General features: G+C 60.5%; 18 protein-coding genes. 17 read left to right on the top strand and 1 reads right to left on the bottom strand.

Annotated elements, in window-relative coordinates; translation table 11 throughout:
* From KBT70_RS01890 to KBT70_RS01880, 3 genes are all read left to right on the top strand, one after another.
* The coding region (locus tag KBT70_RS01890; protein ID WP_296628117.1) for a hypothetical protein at positions 1-181 on the top strand (181 nt) is incomplete at its 5' end.
* Positions 182-192: 11 nt separating this feature from the next.
* Positions 193-1,170 carry a GSCFA domain-containing protein gene (locus KBT70_RS01885; protein ID WP_296628115.1) on the top strand — a complete coding sequence of 326 codons (978 nt, stop codon included), beginning with the start codon at positions 193-195 and terminating at the stop codon, positions 1,168-1,170.
* 101 nt (positions 1,171-1,271) lie between these two features.
* Complete coding sequence (locus KBT70_RS01880; protein WP_296628112.1) at positions 1,272-2,246, top strand: GDP-L-fucose synthase; 975 nt, start codon at positions 1,272-1,274, stop codon at positions 2,244-2,246.
* 14 nt (positions 2,247-2,260) lie between these two features.
* Here KBT70_RS01880 and KBT70_RS01875 read toward each other — a convergent pair whose 3' ends face one another.
* Positions 2,261-3,157 carry a LysR family transcriptional regulator gene (locus KBT70_RS01875; RefSeq protein WP_296628108.1) on the bottom strand — a complete coding sequence of 299 codons (897 nt, stop codon included), beginning with the start codon at positions 3,155-3,157 and terminating at the stop codon, positions 2,261-2,263.
* Between the two features lie 202 nt (positions 3,158-3,359).
* On the opposite strand from KBT70_RS01875, the gene KBT70_RS01870 reads away from it, so the two are divergent.
* The 14 genes from KBT70_RS01870 to KBT70_RS01805 all read left to right on the top strand — a co-directional run.
* Positions 3,360-4,562, top strand: a complete 1,203-nt coding sequence (locus KBT70_RS01870) for an ABC transporter substrate-binding protein (RefSeq protein ID WP_296628106.1) — start codon at positions 3,360-3,362, stop codon at positions 4,560-4,562.
* Positions 4,563-4,576: 14 nt separating this feature from the next.
* Positions 4,577-5,356, top strand: a complete 780-nt coding sequence (locus tag KBT70_RS01865) for an ABC transporter ATP-binding protein (protein ID WP_296628103.1) — start codon at positions 4,577-4,579, stop codon at positions 5,354-5,356.
* Positions 5,353-6,057, top strand: a complete 705-nt coding sequence (locus KBT70_RS01860; RefSeq protein WP_296628101.1) for an ABC transporter ATP-binding protein — start codon at positions 5,353-5,355, stop codon at positions 6,055-6,057. Before KBT70_RS01865 ends, KBT70_RS01860 begins: the two co-directional genes overlap by 4 nt.
* Position 6,058: 1 nt before the next feature.
* Entirely contained in the window at positions 6,059-6,946 is an 888-nt protein-coding gene (locus KBT70_RS01855) for a branched-chain amino acid ABC transporter permease (protein ID WP_296628099.1), read from the top strand.
* Between the two features lies 1 nt (position 6,947).
* Positions 6,948-7,946 carry a branched-chain amino acid ABC transporter permease gene (locus tag KBT70_RS01850; protein ID WP_296628097.1) on the top strand — a complete coding sequence of 333 codons (999 nt, stop codon included), beginning with the start codon at positions 6,948-6,950 and terminating at the stop codon, positions 7,944-7,946.
* A gap of 112 nt (positions 7,947-8,058) precedes the next feature.
* The gene (locus KBT70_RS01845) at positions 8,059-9,657 is read left to right on the top strand and encodes a GMC family oxidoreductase N-terminal domain-containing protein (RefSeq protein WP_296628095.1); all 1,599 of its coding nucleotides are present in this window, start codon (positions 8,059-8,061) and stop codon (positions 9,655-9,657) included.
* 216 nt (positions 9,658-9,873) lie between these two features.
* Complete coding sequence (locus KBT70_RS01840; RefSeq protein ID WP_296628094.1) at positions 9,874-10,761, top strand: LysR family transcriptional regulator; 888 nt, start codon at positions 9,874-9,876, stop codon at positions 10,759-10,761.
* A gap of 91 nt (positions 10,762-10,852) precedes the next feature.
* Positions 10,853-11,317 (top strand): formate dehydrogenase subunit gamma, encoded by a 465-nt coding sequence (locus KBT70_RS01835; protein WP_296628092.1) that lies wholly within the window; start codon positions 10,853-10,855, stop codon positions 11,315-11,317.
* A complete protein-coding gene (locus KBT70_RS01830) occupies positions 11,314-12,822 on the top strand; it encodes an NADH-ubiquinone oxidoreductase-F iron-sulfur binding region domain-containing protein (RefSeq protein ID WP_296628090.1) in 1,509 nt (502 codons plus the stop codon). The genes KBT70_RS01835 and KBT70_RS01830 overlap by 4 nt, the downstream gene beginning before the upstream one ends.
* Positions 12,819-15,713 carry a formate dehydrogenase subunit alpha gene (gene fdhF / locus KBT70_RS01825; protein WP_296628088.1) on the top strand — a complete coding sequence of 965 codons (2,895 nt, stop codon included), beginning with the start codon at positions 12,819-12,821 and terminating at the stop codon, positions 15,711-15,713. Before KBT70_RS01830 ends, fdhF begins: the two co-directional genes overlap by 4 nt.
* A gap of 5 nt (positions 15,714-15,718) precedes the next feature.
* Complete coding sequence (gene fdhD, locus KBT70_RS01820) at positions 15,719-16,540, top strand: formate dehydrogenase accessory sulfurtransferase FdhD (RefSeq protein ID WP_296628086.1); 822 nt, start codon at positions 15,719-15,721, stop codon at positions 16,538-16,540.
* Positions 16,530-16,736, top strand: a complete 207-nt coding sequence (locus KBT70_RS01815) for a formate dehydrogenase subunit delta (RefSeq protein WP_296628084.1) — start codon at positions 16,530-16,532, stop codon at positions 16,734-16,736. The genes fdhD and KBT70_RS01815 overlap by 11 nt, the downstream gene beginning before the upstream one ends.
* 554 nt (positions 16,737-17,290) lie before the next feature.
* Positions 17,291-17,758, top strand: coding sequence for an Rrf2 family transcriptional regulator (locus KBT70_RS01810; RefSeq protein WP_296628082.1), 468 nt, complete (start codon positions 17,291-17,293; stop codon positions 17,756-17,758).
* Between the two features lie 181 nt (positions 17,759-17,939).
* Positions 17,940-18,705, top strand: a 766-nt coding sequence (locus KBT70_RS01805) for a sulfate ABC transporter substrate-binding protein (RefSeq protein ID WP_296628079.1), incomplete at its 3' end; no start/stop codon positions are given.

The raw sequence follows: 18,705 nt of genomic DNA, 5'->3' as shown, positions 1-18,705 counted from the left end.
TTCGAAGCAATTCGAGCGTCCTGATTTAGAACCAAGAAGAATCAACCAAACTGTCTCGAAGCCAAAATTCTTTGAGCTTAGTTCGTCATTGCAGCGTCAACTAGATGAGCGTTTTGCTCTGGACCGCGAGTTGCTACGTTGGGTTGAAGCTCGCGCAAACAAACAGTTCTCAGCTATATGAAAGGAGTGGAAATGAAACCCTTTGATGAGACGGTGCGAGATAGAATCGCGAATAAGTACAATGCTTGGCAGAATCCCAAGGCTGGCACTCCTAGTGAGCGAAGCGCCGAATCGCGTTTTGGGAAGGATTTCTTCTTTGTGGAGAGCACTCCAACCTTTAAAATCGCTAGAGATAGCCGAGTGTATACAATTGGGTCGTGCTTTGCGCGAAACGTCGAGCAGTTTCTGGTGCGAGAAGGGGTAGATGTCCCAACAACTCAAATCAAAATAGACCCAGAGGTCTACGTATCGCGACCACGCTTTGCGAACACAATTTTGAACAAGTACAATCCAAATAGTATGGCGGCTGAAATTCTACGCGGAATTGGTGATCTTGAATACCCTGATCGCGGGATAATCGCATTGTCGCCAGAAAACTATTTTGACCCTCAAGCAAGCCATACGGGTCTCATGTCACGATCTCAAGTTGATCGGGTTCGGGATGAGCTAGATCGCGCGAGTAAAGTCATTCACGACTGTAAGGTATTCCTGTTTACACTTGGCTTAACAGAGACATGGTTTGATCGCGACACGGGGATTGCTTTTAACCAGATTAATCCGGGCCTTATGAGGCCCATTCGTGATCGGCTCGGCTTTAAGAACGTCAACGTGTATGAGACCGTTGAAACACTTTCGCACGCATTTTCTCGCCTTAAGGAATGTGTACCAGATGCAAAGGTAGTAATTACGGTCTCGCCAGTTCCGCTTCTAAATACTTTTACCTCTCACGACGTGGTGATGGCGAATACTTACTCAAAAGCAACTTTGCGATGCGCCGCTCAAATGCTCGCGGAATTGCACGATTACGTCGACTATTTTCCAAGCTATGAAATGGTTGCAAATTCTAACAGGGCTTTTTCTTGGGAAAAGGACCAAGCTCATGTGTCGGATGCTGTCGTAGCAAAAGTAATCGAAGCGTTCCTTGCGAGATACCTAGATACCGGAGAATGAAGAAGCAGCCGAAAGGCAACGTTTCTGACCCGTCAAAAAAGGCAGGCCCTGACCTTACAAAATAAGGTTACAAACCTTACAAACCTTACAGGAGAAACTCTATGACCCGCATCTATATCGCAGGCCATCGGGGGATGGTTGGAGGGGCCATTCTGCGGCGGCTTGAGGCGCGCAAGGCGGGGGGAGAGGCGCTTGATCTGCTCACGCGCACCCATGCGGAATTGGACCTGACCAGCCAGTCGATGGTGCGGGATTTCATGCAATCCGAGCGGCCGGATGTGGTCATCCTTGCCGCTGCCAAGGTCGGTGGCATCCTCGCCAACAACAGCTATCCTGCTGATTTCATTTATGAAAATCTGATGATCGAGTGTAACGTGATCCATCAGGCCTTTGATGCGGGCGTGCAGCGCCTCTTGCAACTTGGGTCAAGCTGCATCTACCCCCGCGCCGTGCCTCAGCCCATGCGCGAGGACGCGCTCCTGACCGGCGTGCTCGAACCCACGAACGAGCCCTACGCCATCGCCAAGATCGCCGGCATCAAGCTCTGCGAGAGTTACAACCGCCAGCACGGCACCGATTATCGCTCGGTCATGCCCACCAATCTCTACGGCCCCGGCGACAACTTCCACCCGGAAAATTCCCATGTTTTACCGGCACTTATCCGCCGTTTTCACGAGGCGGCACAAGAGGGACGGGCCGAGGTTACGATCTGGGGCAGCGGCAAACCCCGCCGCGAATTCCTGCATGTCGATGACATGGCCGAGGCCAGCCTCTTCGTCCTCGACCTGCCAAAAGAGGTGTATGCGGCCAACACCCAAGCGATGCTGAGCCACATCAACGTCGGCTCCGGCACCGATGTCTCGATCCTCGAATTGGCGCAGATGGTGGCCGAAGTGACTGGATTCCAAGGGAAAATCACCACGGACCCCAGCAAACCCGACGGCACGATGCGCAAGCTGATGGATGTCTCGCGGCTCGCCGACATGGGCTGGCGCGCCCGCATCGACCTGCGCGACGGGATCGAAGACGCCTACCGCTGGTATCTCGCCCAAGCCCCCGGCACCCTCCGCGGTTAGGCCCCCAACCCCTTTTAGGGCAAGAGATATTCGCGCCGCGTCTGCATCCGCGTCTTGATGAACTCCATCACCGCCCGTTCGCGCAGCATAGCGCGCACATCGCGGTGGCAAGTCAGCCAATAACTGCGCAGAATCGTGATTTCTGAGGGCAGAACCGGCACCAGATCGCCGTAATGCCGCGCGATATAACAGGGCAGCACGCAGAGGCACAGCCCCGCACGCACCGCAGCTAACTGGTTGAAAATAGAAGAACTTTTGAACACCGGCCTGATCTTGGGGTGCACATCCCCCAGATAATCCAGCCCGCGGGCAAAGATCATATCCTCGATATATCCCGCAAAGGGATGGTCGAGCAGATGTTCGGGCGTGGTGATCGCGGCGCGGCTCTGCAAATACGCGCGCGCGCCATAAACCCGGAGCGCATAATCCACGATCTTTTCCGAGTGATAGGGCGACGCCTTGGTCGGATCGAGCGTGACAGAGAGATCCGCCTCGCGACGCGAGAGCGACATGACCTGCGGCAGGGTGATCAACTCCAGCGCGATGTTGGGGAATTTGTCCATGAACTCCGGCAGCAGGCTCTCGCTGAAGAAGCTCGCGAACCCCTCGGGCATGGCCACCCGCAGCAGCCCCCGCTGCGCGCGGATGTCGCCGGTGAGGTCCAGCAAGAGGCGCTCTGCCTCTTCCTCCATGCGCTCTGCGGTTTCCACCAGCCGCCGCCCATTGCTGGTCAGCTCATAACCCCGCGGATTGCGTTCAAAGAGGCGCAGGTCAAGACCCGCCTCGAGCCGGTCAATCCGGCGGGAAACAGTCACATGGCTTGTCTGCAACTGTCGCGCCGCGCGCGAGAGTTGGCCTTCGCGCGCAACCGCCAGAAAGAATTGCAGATCATCCCATGTCAGATGCGCCATACCGCTCGCCTGTTCATTTTCGTACAGATAGTGTATGAAATTAGATATTAGTGAACTGTTGTGTCAAACTCTAAAACCTGTATCACTAGGGCACCGATACGTCTGGGGAGGCGGTCGGAGACTAGAATTGAAATGATGACGCAACCTTCTGAGCGCCCGTCGAGCGGGTGTTGCAGTCGAAGGTTGGTTTGGGAGGATACTCATGCGTAAACTGCTTACATCCGCGGCGGCAATTGGTCTGATGGCTGCGCCTGCGCTGGCACAAGTCAGCGACGACAAGGTCAAGATCGGCATTCTGAACGATCAGTCCGGCGTCTATGCCAACTTTGGCGGCCGCTATTCCTATGAGGCTGCCCTGATGGCGGTCGAAGATTTCGGCGGCACCGTGCTGGGCGCACCGGTCGAAGTGACCACCGCCGACCACCAGAACAAGGCCGACATCGCGTCGAACATTGCGCGTCAGTGGTATGACACCGAGCAGGTCGACAGCATCATGGAGCTGACCACCTCTTCGGTCGCTCTTGCGGTTCAGGCCCTGTCGAAAGAGGCCAACAAGATCACCATCACAACCGGCGCTGCCACGACCGAATTGACCGGCGCACAGTGCTCGCCCTACGGGTTCCACTGGGCCTATGACACGCACGCACTGGCCGTGGGCACCGGCGGTGCGCTCGTGGAGCAGGGTGGCGATAGCTGGTATTTCCTGACCGCCGACTACGCCTTTGGCTACTCGCTGGAAGAGAACACCGGCAATTTCGTCAAGGCGAATGGCGGTGAAGTGGTGGGTGCCGTCCGTCACCCGCTGGCCTCGACCGACTTCTCGTCGTTCCTGCTTCAGGCGCAGGCCTCTGGTGCCAAGGTGATCGGTCTGGCCAATGCCGGGGCCGATACGCAGAACGCCATCAAGCAGGCGGCTGAGTTCGGGATCGTGCAAGGTGGCCAGCGTCTTGCGGCGCTGCTCTTCACCCTATCCGAAGTGCACGGCCTCGGCGCAGAGGCGGCTCAGGGTCTGACCCTGACCGAGAGCTTTTACTGGAACCGCACCGACGCCTCGCGCGAATTCGGCAAGCGTTTCTTCGAGCGCACGCAGGCGATGCCGAACATGATCCATGCCGCGACCTATTCGGCCGTGACTTCGTATCTCAAGGCGATCGAAGCTGCGGGCACCGATGAGACCGAAGCCGTGGCGGCCAAGCTGAAAGAGCTGCCCGTGCAGGATCTTTTTGCTGAGAACGGTGTCGTGGCACCGAACGGTCGCATGATCAAAGACGTCTACCTGATGGAAGTCAAAGCGCCTGACCAGATCACCGAGCCGTGGGACTATTACAACGTCCTCTCGACGATCCCCGGCGATGTGGCCTATATCAAACCTGCCGAGAGCGGCTGCCCGCTCGTGACGCAGTAAGGCATCTCAGGTCGATGAACGCACAGCCTGTGACCAAGCAGGACCAGCCGCGGGTGGTACTTTCCGCCCGCGGCCTTGGTAAGGACTTCTCGGGGTTCACCGCCGTAAACAACGTCGATCTCGACGTGCAGCACGCGCGCATCCATGCGCTGATCGGCCCGAACGGTGCTGGCAAGACGACGGTGTTCAACCTGCTGACCAAGTTCCTGCAACCCACCCGGGGCAAGATCACCCTGCTCGGGGCGGATATAACAAAAATGAAACCTGACCGCGTGGCCCGGATGGGTCTTGTCCGGTCTTTCCAGATTTCCGCCGTCTTTCCGCATCTGACGGTGCTGGAAAACGTGCGCGTGGCGCTGCAACGGCCCAACAATCTGGCCACGCAATTCTGGCTGCCGATGTCGGCGCTGGATCGCCTGAACGCTCGGGCAGACGTGTTGATCGACGATCTGGGTCTGAGCGAGTATCGTGATACGCGCGCAGCGGATTTGTCCTATGGGCGCAAACGTGTGCTGGAGATTGCAACGACGCTTGCGCTCGATCCCGAGGTCCTTCTGCTCGATGAGCCGATGGCCGGCATGGGCCGCGAGGATGTCAAGCTGGTGGCGGATATCATCCGCGATGTGGCGCGGCACCGTGCGGTGCTGATGGTCGAGCATAATCTGTCGGTGGTGGCTGACATCTGTCACCACGTCACCGTGCTGCAACGGGGCGAGATCATCGCCGAGGGCGATTACGACAGCGTCTCGCAAGACCCGGTCGTGCGCAGCGCCTACATGGGGAGCGAGGCATGAGCGAACCACTGTTGAAGGTCACGGACCTGCATGCCTGGTATGGCGAGAGCCATATTTTGCACGGCGTGAACCTGCATGTGAACGAAGGCGAGACCATCTGTATTCTCGGGCGCAACGGCATGGGCAAGACAACCACGCTGCGCACCATCATGGGTATTCTGCGCAAGCGCACAGGACAGATGCAGTTTGCCGGACAGGACCTGATGACGATGCCGCTGCATCGCACGGCTCATACCGGTCTGGGCTTTGTCCCCGAAGAGCGCGGCATCTTTGCGACGTTGAACGTCGAGGAAAACCTGATGCTGCCGCCCAAGGTGGCCGACGGGGGCATGACGGTCGACGAAATCTTTCGCCTCTTTCCCAACCTCAAGGAGCGGCGCAACAGTCCCGGCACCAAGCTTTCGGGTGGCGAGCAGCAGATGCTGGCGATGGCCCGTATCCTGCGCACCGGCGCGCGCTGCCTGCTTCTGGACGAGCCAACCGAAGGTCTGGCCCCGGTCATCATCGACGCCATTGGCGAGGTGCTGACCGAACTCAAGAGCCGGGGCATGACGGTGGTGCTGGTCGAACAGAACTTTCGCTTTGCCAGCCGGGTCGCAGACCGCTTTTACCTGATGGATCACGGACAGATGGCGATGGAATTCCCCGTGGGCGACCTTGAGGCGCGCCGTGAAGACCTGAACCAAGCTCTGGGAGTGTGACATGATAACGATATTCGGAGTGCCCACGGCCGCCCTCTTCGGGCAGCTTCTGGTCGGGCTCATCAATGGCTCGTTCTACGCGCTGCTCAGCCTTGGTCTTGCGGTGATCTTTGGTCTCTTGCGGGTGATCAACTTTGCGCATGGGGCGCAATACATGCTGGGCGCCTTCGCGGCCTATCTGCTGTCGCTCTGGCTTGGGTTGGGGTATTGGGGCGCTTTGATCCTTGCCCCGGTCCTCGTCGGTCTGGCCGGCGCGGTGGTCGAACGCACGCTCTTGTCGCGTCTCTACAAGCTCGATCATCTCTATGGCCTGCTCTTTACCTTTGGCCTCGCGCTGACCATCGAAGGCACCTTTCGCTACATCTATGGCGCTGCGGGTCAGCCCTATCCGACCCCAGAGGCGCTCGCCGGGGGGGTCAATCTTGGCTTTATGTTCCTGCCAATCTATCGCGGTTGGGTCGTGGTGGCCTCGTTGATCGTCTGCATCGCCGTCTGGCTGTTGATCGAAAAGACGAAACTCGGCTCTTACCTGCGGGCGGCGACGGAAAACCCGACCCTCGTGCAGAGCTTTGGGGTCAATGTGCCGCTCTTGCTGACCTTTACCTATGGTCTTGGGGCGGCACTTGCGGCCTTTGCCGGGGTTCTGGCGGCCCCGATCTATCAGGTCAGCCCGCTGATGGGCTCGAACATCATCATCATCGTCTTTGCGGTGGTGGTCGTGGGGGGGATGGGGTCCATCCTGGGGGCTATCGTGACAGGGTATATGCTGGGCATCGCTGAGGGTCTGACCAAGGTCTTTTATCCCGAGGCCTCAAACATCGTGGTTTTCGTCATCATGGCGATTGTCCTCATCCTGCGTCCCGCAGGTCTGTTCGGAAAGGATGCGTGACATGGCAGGCAAATCTGAACCCGTGGTAACCGAAACCATCACGAGCCTGCCCAATGCGGGCGCCGTGCGGATCGTGCTTTTGCTGATCGCTCTGGCCCTCCTTTTGGTGGCGCCTTTCTACCTCTATCCGATCTTCGTGATGAAGCTGCTGTGTTTCGCCCTATTTGCGGCCGCGTTCAACCTGCTCTTGGGCTACACCGGCTTGCTCAGTTTCGGTCATTCCGCCTTTTTCGGCGGAGCGGCCTATTTCACGGCCCATGCGGTCAAGGAATGGGGCTGGGCCCCGGAACTTGGCATCCTGTTGGGCGTTGTCGGTGCGGCGGGGCTTGGTCTGATCATGGGGGCGATCGCCATTCGCCGTCAGGGCATCTATTTCGCTATGATCACGCTCGCGCTCAGCCAGATGTTCTTTTTCTTCTGCCTGCAGGCGGGGTTCACCAAGGGTGAGGACGGTATCCAGTCGGTGCCGCGCGGCGAGCTGTTCGGCTTTATCGACCTCTCGGATGCGACCAACATGTATTATTTTGTGCTGGGCGTGTTCCTCTTGGGCATGCTGATCATCTGGCGGATCGTCAATTCGCCGTTTGGCATGATCCTCAAGTCGATCCGCGAAAATGAGAGCCGCGCCACCTCGCTTGGCTATTCGGTGGCGCGCTACAAGTTGGCGGCATTTGTGATGTCGGCGGCTTTGACCGGCCTTGCAGGCGGGATCAAAGCACTGGTGTTCCAGTTCGCGACGCTGACCGATGTCACATGGCAAATGTCGGGCGAGGTGATCCTGATGACCCTGCTGGGCGGCATTGGCACGCTGATCGGGCCAATCTTTGGTGCGGGTATTGTCGTGACCTTGCAGAATTATCTGGCCACCTCGGATTTCCCTGTGACGATCATCACCGGCGTGGTGTTCATGGTTTGCGTGATGCTGTTCCGCCGGGGCCTTGTGGGCGAATTCTACGCCTCGCGACTGGGGCGGCGTCTGGGCTTCAACCCGGAAAATTAACCTACGGGCCGGGCTGCGATCAACGGCCCGGCCCATTTCCGATCTAAGAGAGACCGGCTGTGGCGCGGTCCACTGACTCCTGTCGTAACGCGGCAGGGAATGGAGAAGGTGCATGGATCAATATGATTACATCGTGATCGGCGCAGGCAGCGCGGGCTGCGTGCTTGCCAATCGTCTGTCGGCTGATCCCGCAACCCGCGTTCTTTTGCTCGAGGCGGGGGGGCGCGACAATTACCACTGGATTCACATTCCCGTCGGATACCTCTATTGCATCGACAATCCGCGCACCGACTGGCGCTTTCGCACCGAGGCTGAGCCGGGGTTGAATGGCCGCTCGCTGCTCTATCCGCGCGGCAAGGTGCTGGGGGGCTGCTCGTCGATCAATGGCATGATCTACATGCGCGGGCAGAGCCGCGATTATGACCAATGGGCACAGATGGGCTGCACCGGCTGGGGCTGGGACGATGTGTTGCCGCTCTTTCGTCGCGCCGAGGATCATCACGCCGGAAGCAGCGACCTGCATGGGGCAGGGGGCGAGTGGCGGGTCGAGAAAACCCGTGTGCGGTGGCAGGTGCTGGACAGTTTCCTCGAGGCCGCCGAACAGGCGGGCATCCCACGTACCGATGATTTCAATTCGGGTGACAATGAGGGGGGCGGCTATTTCGAGGTCAACCAACGCTCGGGCATTCGCTGGAGCACGTCCAAGGCCTTTCTCCGCCCGGCCAAGAGCCGCAAGAACCTGCATATCCTGACCGGCGCACAGGCCGAGCGGCTGATCGTTGAGGAGGGCGAGGTCAAGGGCGTCGTCTATCATCACGAGGGCCGTCGCATCAGCGCCCATGCCGCCCGCGAGACCGTGCTTTGCGCAGGCGCCATCGGCTCTCCGGCGCTGCTCGAGCTTTCGGGTATTGGCAATGGCGCGGTGCTCCAGAACGCGGGCATCTCGCCTGTGGTCGAGGTGCCGCAGGTGGGCAGCAATCTTCAGGACCATCTTCAATTGCGCCTTGTCTACAAAGTGCATGGCGTGCCGACCTTGAATGAAAAGGCCAGCAGCCTGCGCGGCAAGCTGGGGATCGGTCTGGAATATCTGCTGACGCGTTCCGGCCCGATGTCGATGGCCCCCAGCCAGTTGGGCATTTTCACCCGCTCAGGTCCGGAAAAGGAAACGCCCGACCTGCAATACCACGTCCAACCCGTCAGCCTCGATAAATTCGGCGATCCGGTCCATCCGTTCCCGGCGATGACCGCGAGCGTGTGCAACCTGCGCCCCGAGAGCCGGGGCAGCGTGCATGTGACAGCACCCGATTTCCGCGCAGCCCCCGCGATCCGGCCCAATTACCTCTCGGCAGAGGCGGATCGGGATGTGGCGGCGCGCGCCATCCAATTGACCCGCAGGATCGTGGCGCAACCGGCCTTTGCGAAGTTTCACCCCGAGGAGTACCGACCCGGCCCCGACTATCAAACCCGCGAGGACCTGATCCGCGCCGCGGGCGATATAGGCACCACGATCTTTCACCCGGTGGGCACCTGCCGGATGGGCGTGGATGAGGCTGCGGTGGTCGATCCGCGCCTGCGGTTGAACGGCCTCGGGCGGCTGCGCATCGCCGATGCCTCGATCATGCCCACGATCACGTCGGGCAACACCAATTCCCCCACGGTGATGATCGCCGAAAAGGCGGCGCAGATGATCCTTGAAGATGCCCGCGCCTGATCGCGACCGCTTGATCAAACTGGACGCTCAGGCCCTGTGACAAGGCGGGGGAACCCCCGATCGCTTCTGTATCTGGGTGGCAGGGGGTCTTTGCTTCGAATGCCGTGGGCCAGCCTCTTGCGATTGGTTTCTAGCGGGGCGGATACGGCAGACTTGCAGCCGCAGCATCATTCGTGATTTCTATTGAAAAACGTGGTTTCAATAGATTGGGCAATCATGATCGACAAGCTTGAGATGTTCATTGCGGTGGTGCAAGAGGCGCATTTTGGCCGTGCGGCAGTGCGGATCGGGATCACGCAACCGTCGCTCTCGGCGGGGATCAAACAGCTTGAGGAACAGTTGGGCGTGCAGCTCATCTTTCGCGGCTCGCGCTATGGTGGCCTGACACCCGAAGGGCAGGCGACACTGGTCTGGGCGCGGCGGATTGTTGGGGACGCGCGGCAATTGCGCGAGGAAATGCGCGCCAAGCGGCATGGCCTGTCTGGTCAGTTGCGCATTGCGGCCATCCCTACAGCGTTGACTTGGGCGGCGCGCCTCTGCCACCGCTTTAACGCCAAGCATCCCAAGGTGCGGTTCACGATCCTGTCGCGCACCTCGATCGAGATCCTGTCGATGCTCGACAACCTCGAGATCGACGCCGGTATTTCCTATCTCGACAATGAGCCGATGGGCCGCGTCAGCATGGAGCCGCTTTATGAAGAGCGCTACATGCTGGTCTGCGCCAAGGGCGCGCATTTTGCCGGGAGCAAAAGCGTGGGATGGGATGAACTGGCTGGTGAGCGGCTCTGTCTGCTGACGCCCGACATGCAGAACCGCCGGATCATCAATCGTAATTTCGCCGCCGTCGAAGTGACGCCAGAGGCATGGATCGAGTCGAATTCGACCGTCGTTCTGATGGCCACGGTCGAGGCGGGGGGGTGGGTTACAGTCCTGCCTGAGGACGCCGCACGGTTCCATGCCAGCGGCAAAAACGTGGACCTGATCCCGCTGGTTGGGACAGAACCCGCACATTCGGTGGGCCTTGTGGCACCCTGGCGGGAGCCGCATACGCCCGTTCTGGAGAGCCTCTTGCGTGAGGCGCGGCGGCTTGGTGCTGAGGCTTGATAGGACATACCTATTGAACAACCGAATAACGATATTGATACGGCATGATGAAACCTGATTGACTGGCCTCAGCAACCGCGAGAGGCCAGCCATGACCACACCCACCCCGGATGACATTGACGCTATCCTGACAGAGCATATGCATCTTGAAGGGCCGCTTCTGCCGATCTTGCACGCAATACAGCACGCCTTTGGCCATATCCCCGAGACGGCGCATCGCCCGATTGCCGAGGCGTTGAATATCAGCCGGGCGGAACTGCACGGTGTCATCAGCTTTTACCACGATTTTCGCGCCAATCCCGCGGGTCGGCATGTGCTGAAAATCTGCCGAGCCGAGGCCTGTCAGGCAGTGGGTGGTGCGGCCTTGGCTGAGGCGACATTAAAGAAACTGGGTCTTGCGTGGCACGGCACCACCGCCAATGGCGCGGTGACGGTCGAGCCGGTCTATTGCCTTGGCCTCTGCGCCTGCGCCCCTGCGGTGATGCTGGATGATCGTGTGGTTGGCCGGTTGGACGGTGCCCGGATGGACGCCCTTTTGGCGGAGGCGGGCGCATGAAGATATACATTCCCATGGACAGCGCCGCCAAGGCGCTTGGGGCCGAAAAGGTGGTCGCCGCGATCCGCGCTGCCGCCCCCGAGGCCGAGATCATCCGCACCGGCACGCGTGGCATGATCTGGCTGGAACCGTTGGTGGAGGTCGAGATCGACGGGGCCCGCCACGGCTATGGCCCGGCGACGGTGGGCGATGTCGCGGGGATTCTGGATGGCAGTAGCGCCAAGGCACTTGGCCCGGTCGAAGACCTGGACTGGATGAAGCGGCAGACGCGCCTGACCTTTGCGCGTGTGGGCCTGATTGATCCGCTCGATCTGGCGGATTACGCAGCGCATGGCGGGCTGATCGGCTTGCGCCGGGCGATTGCCATGAGCGGGGCTGAGATCGTCGCCGAAGTCACCCAATCGGGGCTGCGCGGGCGGGGTGGTGCGGGATTTCCCACGGGCATCAAGTGGAAGACGGTGCATGACGCCGACGCCCCGCAGAAATACATTGTCTGCAACGCCGATGAGGGCGACAGCGGCACCTTCGCCGACCGGATGATCATGGAAGGTGATCCCTTTACCCTGATCGAAGGTATGGCGATTGCGGGCTTGGCCGTGGGGGCGACACGCGGCTATGTCTATCTGCGCTCGGAATACCCTGATGCCATCGCGGTTATGCGTCGCGCGGTCGAGATTGCGCGCGGGGCAGGGGTGCTGGGCGCGGATGTGCTTGGCTCTGGTCGCACGTTTGACATGGAAATCCGCGTGGGGGCCGGGGCCTATGTCTGCGGCGAGGAAACAGCACTCTTGAACTCGCTCGAAGGCAAGCGCGGCGTGGTTCGCGCCAAACCGCCGCTTCCGGCGCTGGAAGGGTTCCTTGGGCGGCCCACGGTCGTCAACAACGTCATCAGCCTTGCCACTGTGCCCGTGATTTTCGAGAAGGGTGCGGAGTATTACGCCGATTTCGGGCTGGGCCGGTCGCGTGGCACCGTCACCCTGCAAATTGCAGGCAATGTGGCGCGCGGGGGTCTGTTCGAGACGGCCTTTGGCATCACCTTGGGTGAGGTGGTCAATGATCTGGGCGGCGGCACCATGACCGGTCGCCCGGTCAAGGCGGTGCAGGTGGGCGGGCCGCTTGGCGCCTATGTGCCGGTCGGTAATTTCGATGTGCCGCTTGGCTATGAAGAGCTTGACGCCAAGGGCGGGCTCTTGGGTCATGCTGGGCTGGTGGTGTTCGACGATAGCGCCGACATGCTGCAAATGGCGCGTTTCGCGATGGAATTCTGCGCGGTGGAAAGCTGTGGCAAATGCACACCATGCCGGATCGGCGCGGTGCGCGGAGTCGAGACAATCGACCGCATCGCGGCAGGCGACAGATCGGCCATCCCGCTTTTGACCGATCTCTGCGAAACCATGAAAGATGGCTCACTCTGCGCGCTTGGCGGGTTCACGCCCTTTCCGGTGATGTCCGCGCTCACCCATTTTCCAAATGATTTCGCCACCCAAAAGGAGGCTGCCGAATGAAAGACTTCATCATTCCAAATGACCGTGACATGGGCACATCCGCCAAAACCGGCGCGCCAGTGACATTGGAGATTGACGGTGTCGCGGTAACTGTGCCCGAGGGCACATCGGTGTTGCGCGCGGCGGCGGAGGCGGGGATTTCCATCCCCAAACTCTGTGCTTCGGACAATCTCGAGGCCTTCGGCTCGTGCCGCCTTTGCGTGGTGGAAATCGAGGGGCGGCGCGGCACGCCCGCCTCCTGCACCACGCCTGTGACCCCCGGTATGGTGGTCCACACCGGATCAGCCAAGGTACGCAAGATCCGGCGCGGCGTGATGGAGCTTTACATTTCTGACCACCCGCTCGATTGCCTGACTTGTTCGGCCAATGGCGATTGCGAATTACAGGATATGGCCGGTGCGGTCGGTCTGCGGGATGTGCGCTATGCGGCTCCGGAAAATGGCGGCATGGTCAACCATTTCGAGGCCCGCAACACCAGCGGCGAGGCCAATCCGGAATGGTTGCCCAAGGACGACAGCAACCCCTATTTCAGCTATGATCCCAGCAAATGCATCGTCTGCAACCGTTGTGTGCGCGCCTGCGAAGAGGTGCAGGGTACCTTTGCGCTGACGATTCAAGGCCGTGGTTTTGACAGTCGGGTCAAGGCGGGCGGGGCGGACGATGATTTCCTGAGTTCCGATTGTGTAAGCTGCGGCGCCTGCGTGCAGGCCTGCCCCACCGCGACGCTTCAGGAAAAATCCATCATTGAGTTGGGCACGCCCGACCGGTCGGTCGTGACCACCTGCGCCTATTGCGGTGTGGGCTGTTCCTTCAAGGCCGAGATGAATGGCGACACGCTGGTGCGTATGGTGCCCTACAAGCACGGCAAGGCCAATCGCGGCCATAGCTGCGTCAAGGGCCGGTTCGCCTATGGCTATGCGCATCACAAGGACCGCATCTTGAAACCGATGATCCGCGAGCGCATCAGTGATCCCTGGCGCGAGGTCGACTGGGACGAGGCGCTCAGTTTTGCCGCCAACCGTCTGCGCGGTCTTCAGGCGCAATATGGCAAGAAATCCATCGGCGTGATTACCTCAAGCCGCTGCACCAACGAAGAAACTTATCTGGTGCAGAAACTGGCGCGCGCAGTCTTTGGTAACAACAACACCGATACCTGCGCGCGCGTTTGTCATTCGCCCACCGGCTACGGTCTGGGCCAGACCTTTGGCACAAGTGCTGGCACGCAGGATTTTGATAGCGTCGAGCATACCGATGTCGTGGTAGTGATCGGGGCCAATCCCACGGATGGCCACCCGGTCTTTGCGAGCCGCCTCAAGAAGCGGGTACGCGCCGGGGCCAAGCTGATCGTGATCGACCCGCGCCGGATTGATCTGGTGAAAACGCCACATATCGCCGCCGCGCATCACCTGCCCCTGCGACCCGGCACCAATGTGGCGGTGGTCAGTGCAATCGCGCATGTGATCGTGACCGAGGGGCTGATGGATGAGGCGTTCATCCGCGCGCGATGTGACTGGGACGAATTCCAGCATTATGCCGAGTTCATCAGCAATCCGCGCCATTCGCCCGAAGCAACCTCTATGCTGACCGGTGTCGATCCGGCAGAACTGCGCGCGGCCGCCCGCCTTTATGCCACCGGCGGCAATGGCGCAATCTATTACGGGTTGGGTGTGACTGAACATAGCCAAGGCTCCACCACGGTCATGGGCATCGCCAACCTTGCCATGCTCACCGGCAATATCGGGCGGCCCGGCGTGGGGGTGAACCCGCTGCGCGGCCAGAACAATGTGCAGGGGTCGTGCGACATGGGGTCTTTCCCGCATGAGCTGCCCGGTTATCGCCATGTCAAAGGCCCCGAGGTGCGCGCAATCTTTGAAGAGGCCTGGGGCGTCCAGATTGACGCAGAACCGGGCCTGCGCATCCCCAATATGCTCGACGCCGCCGTCGATGGCACGTTCAAGGGCCTCTATTGTCAGGGTGAGGACATTCTGCAATCGGACCCCGATACCAAACACGTGGCGGCGGGTCTGGCGGCGATGGACTGTGTCATCGTGCATGACCTCTTTCTCAACGAAACCGCGAATTACGCGCATGTCTTCCTGCCCGGATCGACCTTTCTGGAAAAGGACGGCACGTTCACCAACGCCGAGCGCCGTATCAACCGCGTGCGCAAGGTGATCCCGCCGCTCAACGGCTATGCCGATTGGGAGGTAACGCAAATGCTCGCCAATGCCATGGGGGCGGGGTGGACCTATGCCCACCCGGCGCGGATCATGGAGGAAATCGCGGCCACCACGCCCTCTTTCGCGGGGGTGGATTATGCCCTGCTCGAAGAGAAAGGCAGCGTGCAATGGCCGTGCAACGAGGCACATCCCGAGGGCACGCCGCTGATGCATGTGGATGGGTTCATGCGCGGCAAGGGGCGGTTCATCGTCACCGAATATGTGGCGACGGATGAAAAGACCGGCCCGCGTTTCCCGCTCTTGCTGACCACCGGGCGCATCTTGAGCCAATACAACGTTGGTGCACAGACAAGGCGCACCGCGAACGTGGTTTGGCACGAAGAGGATGTGCTGGAGATCCACCCGCATGATGCCGAGGTGCGAGGCCTGAAGGAGGGCGATTGGGTGCGGCTGGCCAGCCGTGCTGGTGAGACGACGCTGCGCGCCAAGCTGACCGATCGCGTCAGCCCCGGTGTGGTCTATACCACCTTTCATCACCCCGATACGCAGGCCAATGTGATCACCACCGACTATTCCGATTGGGCCACGAATTGTCCCGAATACAAGGTGACAGCGGTTCAGGTCAGCCTGTCGAACGGGCCGACCGACTGGCAGGAGGATTATGCCGCGCAGGCCGCACAGGCGCGGCGCATCCTTCCTGCGGCAGAGTGACGGCGATGGGCTTTTCTCCCACCCAGAGCCGTCCGGGCCTCTCGGTGCAGGGCGAGGGGGTGCGCTGCATCACCCGCGCCTTGCCCGATGAGGTGCCGGTGGCCTTTGTCTTTGATGGCACGACCCAGGCAGTGATGATGGCAACGCCAGCCGATATTGCCGATTTTGCGCATGGCTTTGCTCTGACCGAGGGGATCGTGACCAATCTGACGCAGATCGAGGGCTTTGAGATTGCGGAACACGGCGAGGGCATAGAGGCGCGGTTTTGGCTGCGGGGCGACTGGCATCAGGCGCTCGTGGCGCGGCGGCGCTATATGGCGGGGCCGGTGGGCTGTGGTCTCTGCGGTATCGACAGCCTCGCAGAGGCGGTGCGCCCGGTGCCCTCCGTGGCCCATGCCGCCCCGAGTTTTGCCGCGCAAGAGATTGCCCGCGCGGCCGAGGCGCTCGGGGCGTGCCAACCGCTGCATGATCTGACCCGTGCCACTCATGCTGCGGGCTTCATTCTCCCCGGAATAGGCCTGATCCTGGCGCGCGAGGATGTGGGGCGGCACAACGCGCTCGACAAGCTCATCGGCGCGCTCTGGCGGGCGGGGATTGATCCGTCGGGCGGTGCCATGGTGATGACAAGCCGGCTCTCGGTCGAACTGGTGCAGAAATGCGCCATGGCCGGGTGCGGCGTGTTAATTGCGGTCTCTGCCCCCACCGCCCATGCGCTGCGTCTGGCCGAAGGTGCAGGCATCACCCTTGCCGCCTTTGCGCGTGGCGGCGGCTTTGATCTCTATTCCCACCCCCATCGCATTCCCCACGAGGTTCCCGATGTCGCCTGAGAAAATGGTCCATATGGCCAACCAGATTGCCACCTTCTTCAAGACCCAGCCGGGCACCGATCAAGCCGCTCGCGTCGCCGCCCATCTGACCGATTACTGGGAACCGAGGATGCGTCAGCAATTGCGCGCCTTCGTGGACGCTGGGGGCAAGGGACTCGACGATATCGCGGTCAGGGCCGCGCATTTGATCGAGTAAGGGGTAAGAGAGCGCAAAAGTCCCGGTAATGGGCGTCGCACATCAGATCAGCCGCGCTTGCGGCGCATCTGGAGAAAAGCCAATCTTTGACGGCTGGGGTCATCCCGCGCACGAGGACGGGTGAAACAAGCCTTGTCTGTCCCTCCGCAGCAACCAGCATTGCAAATATGCACATGAAGGACATCGCAACCGTGGAGCCTATCCGCGCACCGCAGCAATGGCATCTGATCGGTGTCCCCTGAGCGAGAAGATTGAGGTCTGAGGCGGGATTGGGCACGCATCCCGGTGACAAAGGTCGCGTGGTCCGGGTGCGCATCGGCCATGGCAGAGGCCGACTGGTGGCGTGCGACTTTTCCAAGCCAAAGAGGTTCGTCGCGCGCCAGGCCAACACGGCGGCAGGCGGCACATCAGGACGTTCAGGCAGACCCCAAGAGCGCGGCCTGCTCGCCTTGCGTATGATTTATTGTCGCGAACAGGCCTCAGGTCTCGCCTTTCGCGCACATCCTGATAAAGTTGACCTTGTTAGTCGCACTTTCCAAGGCCACATACCGCAAATGATCACCCACAAGACAAAATATGCTCTCAAGTCGCTCATGGTTCTGGCCGATGAAAAGGCGGACACAGGCGAGGCGTTGAGGATTGAGGAAATCGCAGAGCGTTCCGGTGCGCCCAAGCGATTCCTGGAGCATATCCTGCTTGATCTCAAGCGTGCGGGGCTGATCGGGAGCAGGCGCGGGCGCAATGGCGGCTATGAGTTGATCAAGGAGGCGCGCCACATCTCGATCGCAGAGGTGCTGCGCCTAATTGACGGTCCTATGGCACCGCTGCCGTGCCTCTCGCGCCGTGCCTATCGTCGGTGCGAAGACTGCAAGGATGAGCAAACCTGCCGCGTGCGCGCCGTCTTTGGCGGGTTTTACGCAACTTATATCCTGATGATCGAGTCCCTGACGCTGGCCGATTTGCAACAGGATGCCGACCCCTTAGCGCGCTTTTCTGACGCCGCCCGCGCCGCCGGAGAATAGGATTCTCTAATCACGATCAAAATGGGCGTGATTTTTCCTTTGCAATACTCGACTAACTCTGTCGTTATTAACGTGTCAGACGGCGTCAGCCCGGAACCGCCCCAGAGTGAGTGGTTGCATGTTCCCCGGCCCGCCCGTCTGACACGAGATTTGGACACGGGGTTGAGCAAAGGAGACACCCATGTATCGCACGATCCAACAGGGCGCTTATGCGCAGGCGCAGGGCAAATTCATCCGGAGCCTTGGCGATGGTCGCATCGAGATCGAGGCAGGCACCAAGCGGCTTGTCGGGCGGGCCGTAGAAACCCGGCGCGTGGTGGCCGATATCGGCGCACGACTTTTGGGCCAGCGCAGTCTTCGTAATGGGTTGGTGGCGACGGTCGCCGCACTTGGTCTCTTACTTAGCCCGGTCGGGACAGGCGTGGCCAAGGCGCAGGACGGCGTCAATATCCTCAACGTTTCTTACGACCCGACCCGCGAATTTTACCGTGAATACAACGAGCTTTTCAACGAATGGTGGACCGCGCAGGGCAATGCGCCCGTGACCATCCAGCAATCGCATGGTGGTGCTGGCGCACAGGCGCGCGCGGTGATCGACGGGCTCGAAGCGCAGGTGGTGACGCTGGCGCTGTCCGCCGATATCGACAAGATTGCGGAAAGCACCGGAAAAATCCCCGCCGATTGGCAATCGCGGTTGGAGCACAATTCCTCGCCTTATACGTCAACCATCGTGTTTCTGGTGCGCGACGGCAACCCCAAGGGCATCAAAGACTGGGATGACCTGATCGGCGAGGGCGTGGCAGTCGTGACCCCCAACCCCAAGACTTCGGGTGGCGCGCGCTGGAACTTCCTCGCCGCATGGGGCTATGCCGAACAGAACGGGCTCGATCCGGCTGAGTTCGTCGGCAAGCTCTACAAGAACGTGCCCGTGCTCGACACTGGCGCGC

Source organism: Roseovarius sp. (genome assembly GCF_018066915.1).
Lineage (GTDB): Bacteria > Pseudomonadota > Alphaproteobacteria > Rhodobacterales > Rhodobacteraceae > Roseovarius.
This window is presented reverse-complemented; position numbering and strand designations above follow the sequence as displayed.

What these genes read in the sequence shown, in the direction of transcription:
- KBT70_RS01810 (WP_296628082.1), top strand. Translation starts at nt 17,291, where the DNA reads ATGATCACCCACAAGACAAAATATGCTCTCAAGTCGCTCATGGTTCTG.
- KBT70_RS01830 (WP_296628090.1), top strand. Translation starts at nt 11,314, where the DNA reads ATGAAGATATACATTCCCATGGACAGCGCCGCCAAGGCGCTTGGGGCC.
- KBT70_RS01870 (WP_296628106.1), top strand. Translation starts at nt 3,360, where the DNA reads ATGCGTAAACTGCTTACATCCGCGGCGGCAATTGGTCTGATGGCTGCG.
- KBT70_RS01880 (WP_296628112.1), top strand. Translation starts at nt 1,272, where the DNA reads ATGACCCGCATCTATATCGCAGGCCATCGGGGGATGGTTGGAGGGGCC.
- fdhD (WP_296628086.1), top strand. Translation starts at nt 15,719, where the DNA reads ATGGGCTTTTCTCCCACCCAGAGCCGTCCGGGCCTCTCGGTGCAGGGC.
- KBT70_RS01885 (WP_296628115.1), top strand. Translation starts at nt 193, where the DNA reads ATGAAACCCTTTGATGAGACGGTGCGAGATAGAATCGCGAATAAGTAC.
- KBT70_RS01850 (WP_296628097.1), top strand. Translation starts at nt 6,948, where the DNA reads ATGGCAGGCAAATCTGAACCCGTGGTAACCGAAACCATCACGAGCCTG.
- fdhF (WP_296628088.1), top strand. Translation starts at nt 12,819, where the DNA reads ATGAAAGACTTCATCATTCCAAATGACCGTGACATGGGCACATCCGCC.
- KBT70_RS01875 (WP_296628108.1), bottom strand. Translation starts at nt 3,157, where the DNA reads ATGGCGCATCTGACATGGGATGATCTGCAATTCTTTCTGGCGGTTGCG.
- KBT70_RS01865 (WP_296628103.1), top strand. Translation starts at nt 4,577, where the DNA reads ATGAACGCACAGCCTGTGACCAAGCAGGACCAGCCGCGGGTGGTACTT.
- KBT70_RS01860 (WP_296628101.1), top strand. Translation starts at nt 5,353, where the DNA reads ATGAGCGAACCACTGTTGAAGGTCACGGACCTGCATGCCTGGTATGGC.
- KBT70_RS01835 (WP_296628092.1), top strand. Translation starts at nt 10,853, where the DNA reads ATGACCACACCCACCCCGGATGACATTGACGCTATCCTGACAGAGCAT.
- KBT70_RS01840 (WP_296628094.1), top strand. Translation starts at nt 9,874, where the DNA reads ATGATCGACAAGCTTGAGATGTTCATTGCGGTGGTGCAAGAGGCGCAT.
- KBT70_RS01845 (WP_296628095.1), top strand. Translation starts at nt 8,059, where the DNA reads ATGGATCAATATGATTACATCGTGATCGGCGCAGGCAGCGCGGGCTGC.
- KBT70_RS01815 (WP_296628084.1), top strand. Translation starts at nt 16,530, where the DNA reads ATGTCGCCTGAGAAAATGGTCCATATGGCCAACCAGATTGCCACCTTC.
- KBT70_RS01855 (WP_296628099.1), top strand. Translation starts at nt 6,059, where the DNA reads ATGATAACGATATTCGGAGTGCCCACGGCCGCCCTCTTCGGGCAGCTT.